The organism is Salinimonas profundi, assembly GCF_014750655.1.
GTDB classification, from domain to species: domain Bacteria; phylum Pseudomonadota; class Gammaproteobacteria; order Enterobacterales; family Alteromonadaceae; genus Alteromonas; species Alteromonas profundi_A.
In genome coordinates, this window is the sequence record NZ_JABBXD010000001.1 from 813,564 (window position 1) to 830,464 (window position 16,901).

A 16,901-nucleotide genomic window follows, 5' to 3' on the forward strand; every position below is an offset into this window, starting at 1 on the left:
AAGCGGAATGTGCCGTTAACCTGGTTGAATATGGAAAATGAAGGTAGGCTGGAAGTAGTAATGAAAGGTGTCTCCGTTACTCTGGACAATTCAAAAAATTATGTCGATATCACCTTGGATCCAGCCTCTTTTGAGCGGGAAATCGACAGTAAAAGTTTATGGAATGAGCTTCATGAAGGCCAGTTTAAAAGCCTTTATATCTCTCAAAGCGCGCTGAAAAATGCCTGTGATAAGGCGAATCATTATTTTAAAACAAATGATAAAACACCTGTACAGGAGCGTATCGGCGAGCGCCGTAATACCGAGGTGGAGTTCAAAATCAGCAGCGACGGCCTGACGGCTACCATGGTGCTTACCGCCCCTTATGGCGGACGCTTACCCACCACCGATATCCTTTGTAATATGGCAGCCAGCGCAGGCATTGTCAGGGGACTGAGTCGTAAGCGCATTGAATCGCTGCTGGTGTCGTTGAATAAATCGGCCCCGGGGGCTGTTATTGAAGATGAAGTCGCCAGAGGCCTGCCCGCTAAAGATGGCAAAAACAGCCGCTTTATTCCGTTAGTCCCCAACGCCCTTGAACGGGTGTTACGTCCCCAGACAGATGACAACGATCGTGTCGATATGCGAAATCTGGGCGAAGTGATTTGTGTAAAAATCCACACGCCGGTGTTGCGCCGCGAGCCTCCTACCCCTGGCCGCGATGGGTATGATGTTAAAGGCAACACGTTACCGGCTGTTAAAGGTAAACTTCTGGATTTCAAAATGGGTAGCGGTACCGTTGTCAGTGACAGCGACCCCGATCAACTTAATGCTGCAATATCTGGTATGCCCAAATACCGCGACCAGGTCATGAATATTGACGACACCTTCATTTGCAACGGCGTGAATGTAGGTTCAGGTCATGTCAATTATGAAGGTGCCGTACTGGTCAACGGCGATGTCACCGAAAAAATGCAGATTAAGGCTGCCGGCGATGTGACGATTAATGGATTTGTTGAGTCAGCGCGTATTGAGGCTGGCGGCGACATCATTATCACAGAAGGTGCCATGGGCAAAATGAGTGATGATGATAGTGGATTTTCCTGTCAGCTGATTGCTGCAGGCAGTATCCACGTGCAACATGGTCAGGGCATCGATATCCAGTGCACCGGCGATATTACCGTTGGGCGTCAGCTTGCCTATAGTCGCTTGCAATGCGGCGGATCAGTGACCGTAGGTCAGCTGGTTAATCCGCAGGGTAACCTGTTTGCCTGTGAGATTGTCAGCCAGGGAAAAGTCACTGCAGGCACGATTGGCGCGGTTTCCGGCTCAACGCTTAAAATCGATTTCAGTCCAGGTTTCAGTAAACTGCTGGAACGTAAGGATACACTGGATGAATTGCTCAGACAGTTACGTGAAAATAACTCCCGGCATAAAGAAAAACTCGACCTTATTAAAACACGTCTGTTACCGGCTGAGATAAAGATAAAAGTCGATGACGCTGTAGAGATGCTGAAAAATGAGATCTCTATGCTTAACTGGCTGGAACTTAAAGCACTGGAGATGCGCCAGCAAAAAGATGACTACCAGGCAGCAATTGGCGTTGTTGCGAACAAGCGGCTTTATAACGGGGTGACTCTGAAACTGAATAACCGTAACTGGCGCTCAGAACGCGAATACGACAGGTGTAAAGTCACTTACGAAAATCATCAGTGGCATTACCATCCGCAGATTTAGTATCGTCGTTAACCTGATTGTCCAGTGGCATCGTGAGTAAGCGCCACACTGTGTTATTCTGTCTGGTGGGCGGATAGGCTTGCTGTCCGACCCGCAATGTTTCATCTGGTTGTAATGCCCTGCTTTTGAAACTTCTAAAAAGCCTGTCCCACAATGATACGCTGAAGCCAAAGTTAGTATCCGTTTCATTCTGATACTGACTGTGGTGAATACGGTGTAAGCGCTGCGTTATTATAAGACGACCCAACGCATCATCAATGCGTTGCGGCAGACGAATATTGGTATGGTTAAATATTGAAAACCCGTTCAGTGCAATTTCAAAAATAACTACGCTTATAGCAGGTGCACCGGCAACGATAATGGCAGCGGCCTTGACCACCAGGCTGATTGCAATTTCTACCGGATGAAAGCGCAGCCCCGTAGTGACATCAATATGGCTGTCTGCGTGATGCATCTTATGTATTCGCCATAACCATGGTATGCGATGAAAAAGGCGATGTTGCCAGTAGATAACAAGATCAAGCCACAGCAGGCTCAAAGTGATCGCCAGCCAGACTGGCCAGCTCAAATGGTGTAGCAACCCCCACCCGTTCTCTTCAGCCATCAGCGCCACCCCAACCAGGGTAGCCGGCAACAGCACACGCCCGGTTAGCGTGCCCAGCACAACCATTGACAGGTTTGTTCGCCATCTCAACCAGCGCGACAACGGTGCCTGTCGTGCTGGCCAGATAATTTCTGCGCAGGCCATGACGGCGAAAATACTAAGAAAGCCCGCCAGTCTGAACCAACCTGAACTATCCATCACCCGCAACCTGTTTCAGTGTTTTATAGCCGCCCGCCACACGGGTAATAACGGTGATAAAGCAGGCAGTTGCAAAAATATATGCCAGCAAAGAAAAACTCTGCGGCCAGAGACACACAGCAATAAAAAACACGATGGTTTCTGTACCCTCTGTCAGCCCCTGCATGTAATAAAAGCTTTTGTGGGCAAACTGAGGCCGCTCAATCTTGTATGTCTCAGCGGCCACTGCAAACGCGAGAAAGCTGCTGCCGGTACCGATGAATGCGCACAACAGAACTAGTGCCGGTGCGCCCCACTGCAGAGGATCTGCCAGACCGAAACCAAGCGGAATCGCTGCGTAAAACAAAAAATCCAGACAAATATCAAGGTATCCGCCGGCCGCAGAGTCACTGCCCGTATGCCTGGCAAGTTCGCCATCTATCCCGTCACAGAGGCGGTTAGTTGCAATGCAAACAAGCGCTACACCAAAATAGCCGGTTATGATCGCCGGTACCGCTAAAATACCAATAAGAAAACCTGCTACAGTTACCTGGTCTGCATTAATTCCAACGCGGTGTAAGCGCGATACCACCGGTCGTAACAACGGTTTTATCCACGGGGTCAGTCGAGCGTCTAACATAATTTGTCGGTGTCCTGTTCAGGCTGAGTAATGGTAATGACAGGCCCTTGCGCGTCAAGCGCGTCATCTTCATCATGGGTTACCATTATACAAGGCAATCCTTGCTGCCTGATATTGTCGAACACCCAGCAGCGTGTTTGATGACGTGTTTGCATATCCAGTTTACTGAAGGGCTCATCCAGTAACACCGCCCGTGGCGCGGAAGCAAGCGTGCGCAGCAGTGCCACCCGGGCTTGCTGACCGCCAGAAAGCGCTTGAACCGCTCTTTGACCGTACCCCTGAAGGCCTACGTCGGCCAGCAACGTATCAGCGCGTTGTTGTTTTGATAATTCATTTTGCGGCATACCAAACATAATATTTTGCGCCACATTCATATGCTCGAACAAAAGCGGATCCTGAAAAAGAATACCTAACCGACGCTTGTGTGCAGGCAGCGCGGTCAGTTCAGCACCGTCATAACAGACCGAACCATTTTGTGTAAATGTGGCTGGCAGCACACCCGCTATCGCAGCCAGAAGTAACGACTTACCGATACCAGAGGGGCCCATGATTGTAGTAATACTGCCTGGCTTCACCTCAGTATCTACGCTAATCAATGTGCGACTGTCCTTGCTGACAGACAGAGAATGTAGTGTGAGCGTATTTTTCTTTATCATATCAATCTGACCACGCCGCGGGGTTAAAAAAGCGTAAGGGTAGCCACCAGGCCAGCGCAAAACCTATCAGAGGCATTATCATTTGCACAAGTGTATAGACTGCACTTAAACGCCTGCTGCCACCTGCGCTGACCGCTACTGACTCAGTCGTCACTGTGGCTATCGTGCCGGCACCGGGCAAAAGCGTAGGCAGATACTGACTAAAGCTAATTGCGATCCCCAGCGCAAGGGCCACCATAATTGGCGCAAACAGTTGTGGTAACTTCACTTTCCAGAATACATCGTATGGCGATGCACCTAAGCCATAGCCGACATAGGTGTATCTGATATCAAAGCGTCGATAGGCAACAGCCAGAGATAAAAAAACATAAGGCAGTACGTATACAAAATGACTGACCAAAACCGGTAACCAGACACCCGCACCAATAAACTGGCTAAACCAGGTGAGGCCGAACAAAAACGCGACACCGGGCACCAGCAGCGGTAAAAACAGCACAGCCTCTTTTTTCAGCCCCGGGCTCACGGTGGCACGATGACTTATCTGTTCCTGCTCAAGTACAAGTAAACTCAGGCCTACCGCTATCACACTGACCGGCAGCGCAATTAACAGCGCATTAAGCGCAGGTTGTGATAACGCGGTCAGACTGGTTTGCCAGTGAATAAGCGTAATCCCCAAAGGAAAGGTATCAGGAAATGGCCAGTAGGTTGCAAAAGACCAGGTTACAAGGCTTATCAGCATGCACAGCATTAACAAGATCAGTGTACCCAGAGTGAAATAGGCGATAACGCTCAGCCACCATGAAGCAAAGTTACGCGCCCCTGTGCATCGTCGACGATGAAAAAGTGCTGCAGCGCCCTTTTCAATAAGTAACCAGATAATAATCGCCAGGCCGGTAACGCCGATGTGCAGGCAAGCAGCGGCGCTGGCCTGTAGTCGCATAAAGATATCGACGTTGTTAAACCATTGCAGTACGGCCACCGCGAGCGTTGGCGGTGAGCCAGGGCCAAGAATCAACGGTATTTCAACATTGGCAGTGGCAAAGGCCAGTACCGCCAGTACCGGTAAGCGAATAAGTGGATAGAGCACAGGCCATACAACCGATAAAAAAGCCGTAGCCGGCGTATACCCCATTGTTCTTGCCACACATACTTGTTTTTGCAGCCGGTCTGCAAGGTGAGGTTGCGCCAGTACACTTAATGCCATCAATAACATGAACGGCAGCGCTTTAATAGCCAGCGCGATGGTGACAGATAATCCTAACTCATCATGCAGCAGACTGACTACAGGCGGCGCAATCCACCCGCTTAATTCAGGCGACACCAGGCGTGCTGGCCAGCCTGCCGGTGACAGAATAAAGCCTAATGCGATGGCCGCGGCGGCATGAGGAATAACCAGAACAGGACTTAACAGGCGTTGCACCCACCCGAGCATTGCGGTGTGATAAGAAATCGCCAGAATCGACAATGTACCGACAGTAGCAATAAACGTCGCCATCAGACCCGTGAACAGTGACAGCATCGCCATGTGCACAATGCTGTCCACCTGCATAAGACGAGAAAATGCCGCCAGAGAAAAGTGATGCTCGCCGATCGCCGGAAAATAAGACAAGGCAGGCAGCAGTACAGCCACAATGCCCGCCCCGACCGGGACGATTAACAATGCAATAAAAAGCCAGCGCGATACCAGCAGTGCCGTGCTGAACATTTACAGATGGTCCCCATAGCGTGTGAACCAGGCTTCACGTAACGCATCGGTCCAGCTTGCATGCGGTTCTGCCAGTAGCTGATTATGTCCATTGACCGGTAGCGCCGCAGGGTGCGCCTGCTCACCGGCAAATAATCTTGACTGTGCATCGCTTAACAATGACACATCCAGCACCGTATCATCCCCCCAGACCTGACGTTGCTTTTTTCTGGCCTGCGCCCGGGGAGAAAGCAGAAAATTCACCACTTTTCTCGCGGCGTCTTTATGCCCGCTGTTATATGGGATCCCAATAAAATGCACATTGGACAGGCTTCCATCTGCCATCGCGTAAGTGCGGGTGGAGGTAGGTAAGTCGAACCGCGAGACTGCCGCAGGGATTTCTGCTGCAGTAAATGAGAACGATACAAAAAGTGCATTGTCATCAAACAGACGCTGTAATCGCGATGCCTGGCGGGCAAAGAATTTGCCCTCGTGCCACAGGGTTGGATGCAACGCGTCCAGATATTCAAAAAGCGGCATTGTTACACGGCGCAGTGAGTGAGCATCAACCGGTGCATACAGCCGCTCGTGAGGTATATCAGGCAGGGTTAACGCAAGATACTTTAAAAAGCTGATACCCAGATAGTCCGTGGGTAACGGATAAGCGAACCTGCCCGGGTGCTGTTGGCTGAAGCTAAGCAGCTCTGCCGCATTTTTTGGCGGCACATCCAGGTAGCGGGCATTGTAATAAAAGACCATCGCGGCTTTGCCCCAGGGTGCTTCCTGCCCGTCAGTAGGAATACCAAAATCCATGGTCATATTGCGATTTTTGTCCGGATTTGTAAGCGCAAAATTGGTCAATGAAGAAACCCAGTTTTGATGCAGCAAACCGTGTCGTTTCATCGCAGCAAAATTTTCACCGTTTATCCAGATTAAATCTACACTGCCACGATCATGGTTGCCCGCGGCCTTTTCAGCCAAAACCCGGGACACCGCATCACTGGTATCAGCCAGTTTGACATGGTTAACAGTAATACCAAACTCAGCTTCCGTTTGCGTATTTACCCACTGCAAATACCGGTTGACCTGTGGACTGCCTCCCCAGGCGTGAAAGTTTATTGTCTGGGCATGCGCTGTGACTGCCCAGCTTATCAGCAATATCAGCGTGTTAATTCGCTTTATCATTCAGCGCCCAGTCATAATCTTTGTATTTGATTTTAACCGCATGGTTACGCAGGGCCTGACGTGCTGGTGCTTTAACCTGAAGTGCCTCTGCATACTCAAGTACAAGCGCTTCAAGGGAGGAGATGCCACGCCAGCCACTACTGAAATCCTGTTCGTACCATTTAAAAATCGAAGACAGATGCAATACCCGACCATCGAAAGCGTTTTGCCTGCGATTGCCTAGAAACTGTTGCGTTTGGTCCTCAAGCTGCACATCGAGCTTTTTCGCAGTGTACGCTTCGTTGCGCAAGGGCGGACAACTTCGACTGGCACAATTAACGGCAAAATGAATTCGAGGCTCACTAAATCCATTGAACCCCTCTTTTTTCAATTCATCAATACGGCCGCGAATCATGCCATGCTCAATGTCATCGAGTGTTCGCTTCTTTCCCAGCAGATCAGCGATTTGCAGCGACCAGGGTGAGGAAAACCACCCGCCAATATCTTTAATCGAAGAAATGTCTGAATGGTGCTGCAAAACCAGCAGCACTGTGTGTGCATTATAGGCGTTAATTAAGAACGCAAGTTTTCCGGCTGTGTCCCACGCCTCATACTCATCGCGAGAAACCCTGGCCAACCTGTCAACATACTGCCTGAGCCGGTCCTCATCACGTTTCCATTGACTATAATTGACCTCGCTACTGGCGCCGCCATCTGCAGTATAGGTTACATACCGGGCAAGCTGGTTGTGCCAGCCTTTATGCAGATCGTCACTGTCCTGGGCCTTAGCGCAGGTTCCGCTGGCCCAAACACTACACAGTATCGTCAGGGTAGCTATCATTCGATGCATCGCATTGCTCCGGTTGAGATTATCCTCGCCGCCAGCGATGATATTTTTCCACAAATTTAAGCAGCGTTTCCGGCGCATGCGCCCGCTTCCAGTTTCCCGCAACATACTTAGCGCCTTCCGCCCAGGTGGGGTAAGCGTGGATGGTGCCGAGTATTTTATTTAGTCCCAGATTATGCTTCATCGCCAACACAAATTCGGCGATAAGATCGCCAGCATGTTCACTGATTATTGTCACCCCCAGAATGTCATCCTTGCCTTTTTTAGTCAGCACTTTTATATATCCTTTACCAGCACTTTCAGTTATCGCACGATCAAGCTCTGAAAATTCATACCGGGTAATTTCAATATCGATGTTTTGCGCGGTAGCTTCGGTTTCATTCAAACCCACTCTGGCAACTTCAGGATCCACGTAGGTCGTCCAGGGGATCACACGGTAATCCACCTTGAACTTCTTAAATATACCGAACAGGGCATTCACTGCGGCGTACCATGCCTGATGTGACGCCACATGGGTAAACTGATAGGGGCCGACGACATCACCTGCCGCATAAATATTGGGATACTTTGTTTGCAGATAAGCATCGGTCTCGATGGTGCGATCGCACTGAATGCCTAACTCTTCAAGACCGAACCCTGATAATCTGGCCTGACGCCCTACTGCAACAATAACCTCATCATAATAAAGCGAGGTGGTTTTTCCATTTTGACTGACAGTGACAAAGCGTCCGTCTTTGTCACTGGAAAATGCCGTTGCCTGATGATCAGCAAGTACCTTGACCCCTTCATTCTGGAGGGTGCTGGTAACGAAGTCAGCCACATCAGGATCCTCTTTGCCCATTAACTGTGGCGCTTGTTCAATTAACGTGACCTGACTTCCCAGACGATTAAACGCCTGAGCAAGTTCACAGCCAATCGGCCCACCTCCCAGTACGACAAGTCTTTCAGGAGAAGTAGAGCGTGACGCAAAGCGTGCCCATAGCGTGTCAGATGTGACATAGCCACTTTCCTCAATGCCCGGCAAAGGAGGGACAAAAGGCCTTGCACCGGTTGCCACTACGATACTTTTTGTTGTCAGCGAAACCGTGCTGCTATCCGGTCGGGTAATTTCAACCGTCCAGGGATCAACAATTCTGGCGTACCCCTTTTCAACATCGACGCCTAATTCCTGATAGCGCTCGACACTATCATTAGGTGCGATACGTGCAATCACATCATGAATGCGCTGCATTATGTTGGGAAAGGGAATATCCGGTTTCTGGTCAGCTAGCCCATACTGCGATGCATGCCGGGTCTGCTGCGCAACGCGGGCTGACTTAATCAGTGCCTTACTGGGTACGCAACCATAATTTAAACAATCACCGCCCATCTCACCGGCCTCGACCAGCGTGACGCGCGATTTCACCGCTGCGCTGATGTAGGCGGTCACCAGACCACCAGCGCCCGCGCCGATCACAATCAGATTACGATCAAACTGCTTCGGTTTGCTGTAGCCCTTATACACTTTGCGGCGATTAATCAGTGCGACAACGCCTTTGGCCAGCCAGGGAAACAACCCGAGTAATACGAAGCTAAAGATTAGTTCAATCGATACAATTCCCGACAGACTATCGATTTGCGCCAACTGAGTACCGGCATTTACATAGACAAACGTACCGGCAAGCATTCCCACCTGACTGACCCAGTAAAATGTCCATATCTTCAGACTGGTCAGCCCCATCGCCAGATTGATGATGAAAAAGGGAAAAACGGGTACCAGACGCAGAGTAAATAAGTAAAATGCGCCCTGTTTTTCAATACCAGAATCAATTTTTTCCAGCCTGCCAGAAAACCGTTTTTTCACACTCTGTCGAAAAATGAAACGCGCGCTGAGGAAAGCCAGCGTCGCCCCTACGGTTGAGGCGAATGACGCAATAAGTAAACCGGTCCATAGCCCGAACAATGCGCCAGCTGCCAAAGTCAGCACGGCGGCCCCGGGCAGCGAGAGCGCTGTCACCACCACGTAAATGATAAAAAACAGGAGGGCGCTGAATAGAGGGTTGGCATCAATACTAGCGCGAAATTCGCTGACCGATGACTTTAGCCCCTCAAGGGTGAAATACTGATTCAAATCGAAAATGAAAAACATGCCGATTAGCATCACGAATACACCCAGCAGAGCAGCCTTTTTATACATAATTTATTCCTGTCCTTTAAAACCGATACTGCAACGTCGCGCTGGTATGACGCGGACGTACCGGCATTGCCAGCGTCGCTCCAAAATACCCCCCTTCAAAAACCGGCTGCCAGTTTTCTTCATCTGTCACATTCACCATGTCGATTCTGACCTGCAGTTGTGGCGAAAACTGATAGGTTGCATTTATGTCCCAACGCACCTGATCACGGATCCTGACCGTCTGTAAAAAATCCAGAGGAAATGATTTGGTATACATGAAGCTTGCCCCCAGCGTTATCGCATCACCAATATCCACCGCCCCGTTTACGCTGGCAAGTTGCGGCGCCACGCCCTGTAGTTGACGACTCGATGCTGCAAATGAAGTAAATGCCGGAGAGCCGGTGCCAGTACCCTGAATGATATCTGGCCGGCTGGCATCAAAGGCATCCCGCACCTGCCCGGTACCCTGCGCGGCGGCAGAGTCATCGTAGTGGGCATCCAGATAGCTGTAACTGCCATTAACCCAGAAGCCATCCCCCTGATAAAATGCTTCTGCTTCCAAACCAGACGTTTCAATCCCTGAATTGCTGCCATCACGGTTGCGCAGGCTACGCGTTTGCTCGAACACTGAGATTGCCGTAAACAGCGCATCAAAGGGGCTGTATTTCAGTCCGACTTCGTACAGGGTATTTTCGGTAGCAAAATTCGCCGCGGAAATCCGGTTATCAGCCCCCAGTACTGTGCCGCCCGCCATACTGTTTGACGTTGCATCATTTTCGCCGATTGCCACATAAAAATTGAGGTCATCGGTCAGTGAATAAAGGGCGTTAAGCTGCCACGAGTGAAGCGTATCGGTGTAAGTGTCGGAGGCGGGTATATCAACACCGGCGGGCGGCAACGCATCAGCCGCACTGACATCGTAATAATCTATGCGATAGCCTGCGATCGTGGTGAGCTTATCAGTCCAGTTTGAAGTGTGCTGTACCGCCAGGCCGGTTTGCCAGGTTGTGGAGTCGGTGGTATCCGATATATTAAAGTCACCCTGCCCGTCCTGGTCGATGTCGTATTGCCCGCCGGGTGAAACAAAGAGGCCAGGCCGCAGCATCACCAGGCGCTGACGCTGTTCAGCCGTTAAAGGAATAACTCTGTTTTCCAGCGGTCCTGACAAATCGATAGGGTTATCGGCTTCCGTCGTGAACTGGCTGTAACCAAGAACATCGTTATACCTGATATCCAGTGCCAGTGTGGTTAGCTGATTTTGATTAAACGCTATATCGACTTCAGTGCGATTTTGTGCTGTATCGGCACCATCAATGATTTCAACAAAACTGTTCCGGGCAATCTCCTCACGTTCAAGATGCTGATAGTAAGAAATATTTCTCAGCGCAATGTGTTCAGACAGGCGCAAGGTAAGATTACTTCGCAGAATCGATGTTTGTGCATTGTTTATGTCATCGGGATGCGTCAGTACACGATGCCGGGGTAGCCGGACCTGCCCGGTAGGAGAAATAACCGCACCGGCGCCGGGCACAAAAGACCCATCGGCCTGCTGCCCCTGACCAGTAATATAAATCCCCTGGTCAATCAGTGCCTGCGTTGGACGGTTTATCCCGGCAATATCCGGATACTCAGTATCGTAATATTCCGCAGACAGATCCCAGGTAAGTGTATTATCTGGCTGGTACCTGAACGTTGCGTACAAATTCTCACTTTTGTGTTCAGCAAAATCGTAGAAGCTGTTGGCATTTTTTATTTGTGCGCTGAACCGGACGGCTGTTCGCTCTTTCACCCAGGGGGTAGAATAATCAGCCATCAGCTCATAATCATCCCACCTACCCGCTTTAAAGGACACCCGCCCGGTCGTTTGCGAAACAGACGCCACTTTTGAGCGAATATCGACAAATCCGCCGTTGCGCTGTGTACTGCCCAGCAAGACCGTCGGTGGGCCTTTAACAACATTAAGCTGACCCACACTGTTAAATGAAAACGGAATCCCGAATCCGTTGTTACCCGCCTGACGTCGAATACCATCCTGAAAAAGCTCGCCCAGCTGGCCTCTGACTGTGGGCAAACTGGGGGTACCAAACCCACTGGCAGCATAAGTATTTGGCGCTACCTTGGCGATGTCATGTAAAGATTCAATATTATAGGTCGTTAACGCCGTTTGACTGAGGCTGGTGGCGGCACGCGGTAACGACTTCAGCGTCATGGCCGTACCAAAAATCCCCGCCACTTCTGCATTGGAAGGATTCAGCTGTGTTGCTATTCCCTTATCGCCAATGACCTCAATAACTTCGATATGCTTATCAGCGTTTTCGTCACGGACCTGGGTCTGTGTAGTCGCTGTGGCAGCATAGGCAGTTTGGTAAAGCGCGCTGGTAACAGCCAGGGTCAGATACCCCAGTGTTCCTGGTGTTAACGTCATTGTTAATTTTCCGAATATTTAATCAGTTGAAAGTAAAGACCGCTACGGGTGCAAAAAACTTTCACCCCAGGCTAAAGATAATACGCAAAACCGGAAAGAAAATAATGATTTATCCGGTCTGTAAGAGGTCAGTATCACACTATTATCACTAATACCGGAGTTTTACTTATGGGTTCACTTTTTTCCACCTTCGACAAACGTCTGCAACTTTCTTTGTTCTCACTACGTCTTGGAATTTTTATTGTTATGTTTGTGTGGGCCATGGATAAATTTGTCAATCCGGCACATAGCGCAGGCATTTTCGAGACATTCTATGGTATCGGTGGCGTCTCACATACGCTGGTTTATCTGATGGGAGGCTTGCAGTGTATTCTTATGTTGTTGTTTCTTGCCGGCGCGTTTAAAACCTGGACCTACGGTATTGTCCTTGTGCTGCATGGTGCCTCGACTTTTTCTTCCTATGCGCAGTATCTGGATGCGTTTAATAACCTGCTTTTTTTCGCGGCCTGGCCGATGCTCGCTGCATGTCTGGCACTATTTTTATTGCGTGAAGCAGATACGCTTTTCAGTGTCAGCAACGCATAACGGCAACCTGTCTTATGCGCAGTGCACACCAGCCGGTAAAAATTGTTCCCTGCCGCTGGTTTCTCTATAGTAGGAGAAGAACTTCACTCACCCTTGATAAAGAAGGATAACAATGAATAACAAAAGCTGGGTGTTATTTGCAGCGCCTCTACTGTTTTCGTGCTCACAGGCCACCAACTCCGGCACAACGGATACCCTGAGTGCCAGCAATGAACAGGTCACGACACAGGCAATAGAGGCCGGTAATGACTATCATTCATTTTCAAACCCAGAGGTCATCACGGTCACGCACCTGGATCTGACCCTGACGGCGGATTTTGAAAAGCACATTCTTGACGGTACCGCCACACTGGATTTTGTACGTCAACAACAGGACGCGCAGACGTTGGTTTTGGATACCCGCGACCTGACGATAAACTCGGTCACAGTGAACGGTGAGCCGGTAGACTACTCACTGGGCGAGCCGGATGAAAACCTGGGTACGCCTTTACGTATCTCGGTGCCTGAAGCCGCGAAACAGGTTTCAATCGACTATGCCACGTCCCCTAAGGCCTCTGGCGTTCAGTGGCTGACACCAGCACAAACTGCCGGCAAGTCGCACCCGTTTCTTTTCACACAGGCGCAGGCTATTCACGCCCGCAGCTTTATTCCATTACAGGATTCACCGCAGGTTCGTATTACTTATGATGCGACAATCAATACGCCGCCAGATTTACTTGCTGTGATGAGCGCAGCCAATAATCCTCACACAGAGCGAGACGGCGAATATCATTTTTCAATGCCGCAGCCGATTCCTTCATACCTTATCGCACTGGCCATCGGCGATCTGGAATTTAAAGCGATGGGTGATCGCACCGGCGTTTACGCTGAGCCATCCATGTTAGATGCTGCTGCCGCTGAGTTTGAGGATACAGAGAGTATGCTTGAGCTGACGGAGATCCAATACGGGCCCTATCGCTGGGATCGATATGATCTTCTCATCTTACCCCCCTCTTTCCCGTTTGGCGGGATGGAAAATCCGCGCCTGTCATTTATTACGCCGACGGTCATTGCTGGCGACAAAAGTCTGGTATCTTTAATTGCACATGAACTGGCGCACAGCTGGTCAGGTAACACCGTTACCAATGCGACCTGGCGCGATCTCTGGCTCAACGAAGGGTTTACGACTTACCTCACCTACCGGATTATGGAAATGCTGTATGGCTCTGACCGTTACAACATGGAGGCAGTACTAGGGTATCAGAGCCTGCAGGCAGATATTGATGCACTTCCTGACGCCGACCAGAAACTGGCCATTGATTTGCGTGGTCGCAATGCTGATGACGTATTTTCAGATATTCCCTACGAGAAAGGCGCACTGATGCTCAGAGAAATCGAGCAGAAAATCGGCCGCGAGGCATTTGACAGCTTTTTACTGAACTACTTTGAGCATTTTGCTTTTGAAAGTATTACCACTGACGTATTTCTCGATTATCTGGATGAAACACTGCTAAAAGATTATCCCGACGCGCTGCGCCGCGAACGTATCGAACAGTGGATTTTTGAACCCGGCATACCTGATGGTGCACCGGTACCAGAGTCGGACGCATTTACCAAAATTGATACAGTACGTGAGCAGTGGCTGGCAGGCGAGATAGAGGCACAGGCCATTGATACACAGGAGTGGACCACCCACGAATGGCTGTACTTTCTTAATAATATGCCGCAACAGCTTTCTCAAACCCAGCTTAAGCAACTTGATAGCAACTTTTCGCTGACTACATCGCAGAACAATGAAATCGCACACAGTTGGTTGATGATTGCGGTTCAAAATGAATACAAGCCTGCATACGACCGATTGTACGACTATCTTGTCAACATTGGCCGGAACAAATTGGTGAAACCTTTGTATCGTGAGCTTTCAAAAACGCCCGAAGGTAAAGCGCTGGCAACCAAAGCGTTTAATGAGGCAAAAGCGGGTTACCACCCTCTGACTATTAAAGCTAATCAACAGTACGTTAATTAAGTGAAAAAGCCCGTGATGCTGCAACTTCGGCATTGCGGGTACTCAGTCTGTGATAAGCGCGTCCTACGTACAGCATTGCTGCTTTTACATCAGTAATGCTGCAATAACGCAACGCCACCGCCATTGCGTCGAGCCTGATGCAAAATACTACATGCTTGCTCATACCAGTCATTAAAGGACCAGTTATCACGCAGGCGGGCAATACCAGCAGCCAACGTTACCGAATAACCCAACCCTCCGGCCATTTGCTCGAGCCGTTCTATCAGCCGGTTGGTCAGTAAATGTGCGTCAGCCTGGTCTGTTTGAGGACACAATAATACTATTTGGTCGTTGCTCCACCGTGCGATGACATCAACCTCACGTACCGTGGTCATACATGTTCGTCCCATCGCTCTGGCAAAGCCGGCGCCGGTCTCTGATAATGGTTTACCATCTTGCGTATTCACGGAAAGCAAATCTATGACCACCAGGGACGCGCTGGTTCGGAACCGGCGATAGCGGGCAACTTCTTCCTCAGCTTTCTGAATCATATGGTTTCGATTATAAAGGCCGGTTTCTGCATCGTGGTTACTTAAAAATTCTATAGTGCGGTTTTTGTCTAACAACACTGATTGCAAAGCATCAATTTCACGCCTTTTTTTGACCAATACGTTGTCGATGCGACTGATACGCCGATGTCGTAGATACAGCCCGCTACTGATTAATACCAGTAAAATGCCAATGTAAAAGTACGGCCAGAACGTGCGCGTTTCATACAGCACCCCTTTATTCCATTTTTTTAATAGCGCCACTTTCTTGCTTTCGGGGATGGTAGCAATCGCACCATTGATTGCGTTAACCAGCGGGCGGTCCGGATCAGAACTGAAAATAAACTGCAGCTTATCTGAAGGCTCAGCGATACCTGCTATGGTGAGAGCGCCATCATTATTTTTTTTCAGATAACTGTTTGCTCCTGGCAAGGATACAACCATCACATCGACTTCACCACGGGCCAAACTGTCCAGTCCTTCGACCTCTGATGGAACAGACACCAGAATGATATCCGGATAGTAGCGGGCAAGATACTGGCTGTTGTAAAAGCCTTCAACAACCCCGGTAGGCCGATCTCCTATTGCACTGTATCCGCTTAGTAGCGGCGTTTCTGAGCGGGTAACTAATACATGCGGGATTTCATAAAAAGGACGTGAAGCTGTGATTTCCCGGCGATTTACGGCAGCATTGCGCATAATCGCTGCCATTGAACACTGGCCACTTTCCACAAATTCCAGACTTTGCTGCCAGCTATCTACAGCTACCACGTCAAAGCGCAGGCTGGTTAGCTGGCTTATTCGGGCCATGTAGTCTGCTATCAGGCCGAGGTGCTTATCATTGCGAATACCTTCAAAAGGCATCCAGTTGCTTTGCGCACAATACGTCACAGACGCTGACGCTTGCAACGATGCTGGTATACAAAAATAAGAGAGCGCTGCCAGCGTAATAAACTGGCGAAGCAACGTCATGCAAGCCTCTGATTTAAAAGTGAAGGTTAAGATTTCAGTATTGCTGTGCCCGAAATGTAATGCAACAACTGTGTGGTGAAAAGGCGGTTGACTGACCAGAAAAAACACATATTAGGGTAAAAAACAAAAAAGCTCTCACAAAGGAGAGCTTTCAAATCCATCTCTATAGGTTTATCACAACGCTTAGCTGCGTTGACGACGAACCATCAGTAAGCCCAAGGCCAGCGCAAATATACCGTAAGCGGCAGGCTCGGGTACCACTGAAAATTCTGCCACAGCGCCATCAATCGTTATTAATTCACCATCGGCAAAATCAATTGTGGCCAGATTGAACTCAGGAAAGGCACGGTCAAATTCAAAATATAACCCAGCCATTAGCTCGTCAGAGAAAAAGTCCAGTGTCAGTAAATCGAAACCTTGTGTCAGATCAAGTGCGTTAAATACCGCATCAAACTGAAAAACATTATCTAAATCAACTGATTCACCGAAGAATTTCACGCTTTGCAACGTCAGCAGTTCCGGGTTGAAAAAATTATCAGCCATGGTGGGATCAAAAAACGGATCGTTGGCGATTGCATCGTCCAGCGCATCTTCATCCAGGTCAATTGCCAGGTTGAAGATATTTTCACCATTGATACGTCCTTCCTGGGTAATCAAAACCGCGTTTGCTGATAGTGAGGTGCCAAGTGTTGTCAGTAGCAGAGCGGCAGCGCCAAATAGTGTTTTCAAGTTTTTCATGTACAT

At 49.4% G+C, this 16,901-nt stretch carries 13 protein-coding genes; 3 read left to right on the forward strand and 10 right to left on the reverse strand.

Annotated elements, in window-relative coordinates; all coding sequences use genetic code 11:
- Window positions 1–60: 60 nt before the first annotated feature.
- Window positions 61–1,716 (forward strand): DUF342 domain-containing protein, encoded by a 1,656-nt coding sequence (locus HHX48_RS03570; RefSeq protein ID WP_191022612.1) that lies wholly within the window; start codon window positions 61–63, stop codon window positions 1,714–1,716.
- On the opposite strand, the gene HHX48_RS03575 is transcribed toward HHX48_RS03570, so the two are convergent.
- Genes HHX48_RS03575 through HHX48_RS03610 form a run of 8 tightly spaced genes read right to left on the reverse strand, consistent with a single transcriptional unit; the run spans window position 1,673 to window position 12,068 of the window.
- Window positions 1,673–2,518, reverse strand: coding sequence for a sterol desaturase family protein (locus HHX48_RS03575; protein WP_191022250.1), 846 nt, complete (start codon window positions 2,516–2,518; stop codon window positions 1,673–1,675). The genes HHX48_RS03570 and HHX48_RS03575 overlap by 44 nt on opposite strands.
- Window positions 2,511–3,137, reverse strand: a complete 627-nt coding sequence (locus tag HHX48_RS03580) for a CDP-alcohol phosphatidyltransferase family protein (protein ID WP_191022252.1) — start codon at window positions 3,135–3,137, stop codon at window positions 2,511–2,513. Before HHX48_RS03580 ends, HHX48_RS03575 begins: the two co-directional genes overlap by 8 nt.
- Window positions 3,131–3,793: an ATP-binding cassette domain-containing protein gene (locus HHX48_RS03585; RefSeq protein ID WP_191022253.1), complete on the reverse strand. Its 663-nt coding sequence runs from the start codon at window positions 3,791–3,793 to the stop codon at window positions 3,131–3,133. Before HHX48_RS03585 ends, HHX48_RS03580 begins: the two co-directional genes overlap by 7 nt.
- 1 nt (window position 3,794) lies before the next feature.
- A complete protein-coding gene (locus tag HHX48_RS03590) occupies window positions 3,795–5,498 on the reverse strand; it encodes an ABC transporter permease (RefSeq protein ID WP_191022255.1) in 1,704 nt (567 codons plus the stop codon).
- Entirely contained in the window at window positions 5,499–6,662 is a 1,164-nt protein-coding gene (locus tag HHX48_RS03595; protein ID WP_191022257.1) for an ABC transporter substrate-binding protein, read from the reverse strand.
- Window positions 6,646–7,491, reverse strand: a complete 846-nt coding sequence (locus tag HHX48_RS03600; protein ID WP_191022259.1) for a DUF547 domain-containing protein — start codon at window positions 7,489–7,491, stop codon at window positions 6,646–6,648. The genes HHX48_RS03595 and HHX48_RS03600 overlap by 17 nt, the downstream gene beginning before the upstream one ends.
- A gap of 19 nt (window positions 7,492–7,510) precedes the next feature.
- A complete protein-coding gene (locus HHX48_RS03605; protein ID WP_191022261.1) occupies window positions 7,511–9,664 on the reverse strand; it encodes an FAD-dependent oxidoreductase in 2,154 nt (717 codons plus the stop codon).
- Between the two features lie 16 nt (window positions 9,665–9,680).
- A complete protein-coding gene (locus tag HHX48_RS03610) occupies window positions 9,681–12,068 on the reverse strand; it encodes a TonB-dependent receptor (RefSeq protein WP_191022263.1) in 2,388 nt (795 codons plus the stop codon).
- A gap of 168 nt (window positions 12,069–12,236) precedes the next feature.
- Between HHX48_RS03610 and HHX48_RS03615 the strand changes: the two genes are divergently transcribed.
- Window positions 12,237–12,653, forward strand: coding sequence for a hypothetical protein (locus tag HHX48_RS03615; RefSeq protein WP_191022265.1), 417 nt, complete (start codon window positions 12,237–12,239; stop codon window positions 12,651–12,653).
- Window positions 12,654–12,765: 112 nt separating this feature from the next.
- The gene (locus tag HHX48_RS03620; protein ID WP_191022266.1) at window positions 12,766–14,658 is read left to right on the forward strand and encodes a M1 family metallopeptidase; all 1,893 of its coding nucleotides are present in this window, start codon (window positions 12,766–12,768) and stop codon (window positions 14,656–14,658) included.
- Window positions 14,659–14,747: 89 nt separating this feature from the next.
- On the opposite strand, the gene HHX48_RS03625 is transcribed toward HHX48_RS03620, so the two are convergent.
- Both HHX48_RS03625 and HHX48_RS03630 read right to left on the reverse strand, forming a co-directional pair.
- Window positions 14,748–16,157, reverse strand: coding sequence for a transporter substrate-binding domain-containing diguanylate cyclase (locus tag HHX48_RS03625; protein ID WP_191022268.1), 1,410 nt, complete (start codon window positions 16,155–16,157; stop codon window positions 14,748–14,750).
- A 183-nt stretch (window positions 16,158–16,340) separates the two neighbouring features.
- Entirely contained in the window at window positions 16,341–16,895 is a 555-nt protein-coding gene (locus tag HHX48_RS03630; RefSeq protein ID WP_191022270.1) for a PEP-CTERM sorting domain-containing protein, read from the reverse strand.
- Window positions 16,896–16,901: the final 6 nt, after the last annotated feature.

Bases quoted from the DNA above. Each gene is read 5' to 3' on its own strand.
- HHX48_RS03570 (WP_191022612.1), top strand. From the start codon at position 61: ATGAAAGGTGTCTCCGTTACTCTGGACAATTCAAAAAATTATGTCGAT.
- HHX48_RS03600 (WP_191022259.1), bottom strand. From the start codon at position 7,491: ATGCATCGAATGATAGCTACCCTGACGATACTGTGTAGTGTTTGGGCC.
- HHX48_RS03630 (WP_191022270.1), bottom strand. From the start codon at position 16,895: ATGAAAAACTTGAAAACACTATTTGGCGCTGCCGCTCTGCTACTGACA.
- HHX48_RS03615 (WP_191022265.1), top strand. From the start codon at position 12,237: ATGGGTTCACTTTTTTCCACCTTCGACAAACGTCTGCAACTTTCTTTG.
- HHX48_RS03595 (WP_191022257.1), bottom strand. From the start codon at position 6,662: ATGATAAAGCGAATTAACACGCTGATATTGCTGATAAGCTGGGCAGTC.
- HHX48_RS03625 (WP_191022268.1), bottom strand. From the start codon at position 16,157: ATGACGTTGCTTCGCCAGTTTATTACGCTGGCAGCGCTCTCTTATTTT.
- HHX48_RS03590 (WP_191022255.1), bottom strand. From the start codon at position 5,498: ATGTTCAGCACGGCACTGCTGGTATCGCGCTGGCTTTTTATTGCATTG.
- HHX48_RS03610 (WP_191022263.1), bottom strand. From the start codon at position 12,068: ATGACGTTAACACCAGGAACACTGGGGTATCTGACCCTGGCTGTTACC.
- HHX48_RS03585 (WP_191022253.1), bottom strand. From the start codon at position 3,793: ATGATAAAGAAAAATACGCTCACACTACATTCTCTGTCTGTCAGCAAG.
- HHX48_RS03580 (WP_191022252.1), bottom strand. From the start codon at position 3,137: ATGTTAGACGCTCGACTGACCCCGTGGATAAAACCGTTGTTACGACCG.
- HHX48_RS03620 (WP_191022266.1), top strand. From the start codon at position 12,766: ATGAATAACAAAAGCTGGGTGTTATTTGCAGCGCCTCTACTGTTTTCG.
- HHX48_RS03575 (WP_191022250.1), bottom strand. From the start codon at position 2,518: ATGGATAGTTCAGGTTGGTTCAGACTGGCGGGCTTTCTTAGTATTTTC.
- HHX48_RS03605 (WP_191022261.1), bottom strand. From the start codon at position 9,664: ATGTATAAAAAGGCTGCTCTGCTGGGTGTATTCGTGATGCTAATCGGC.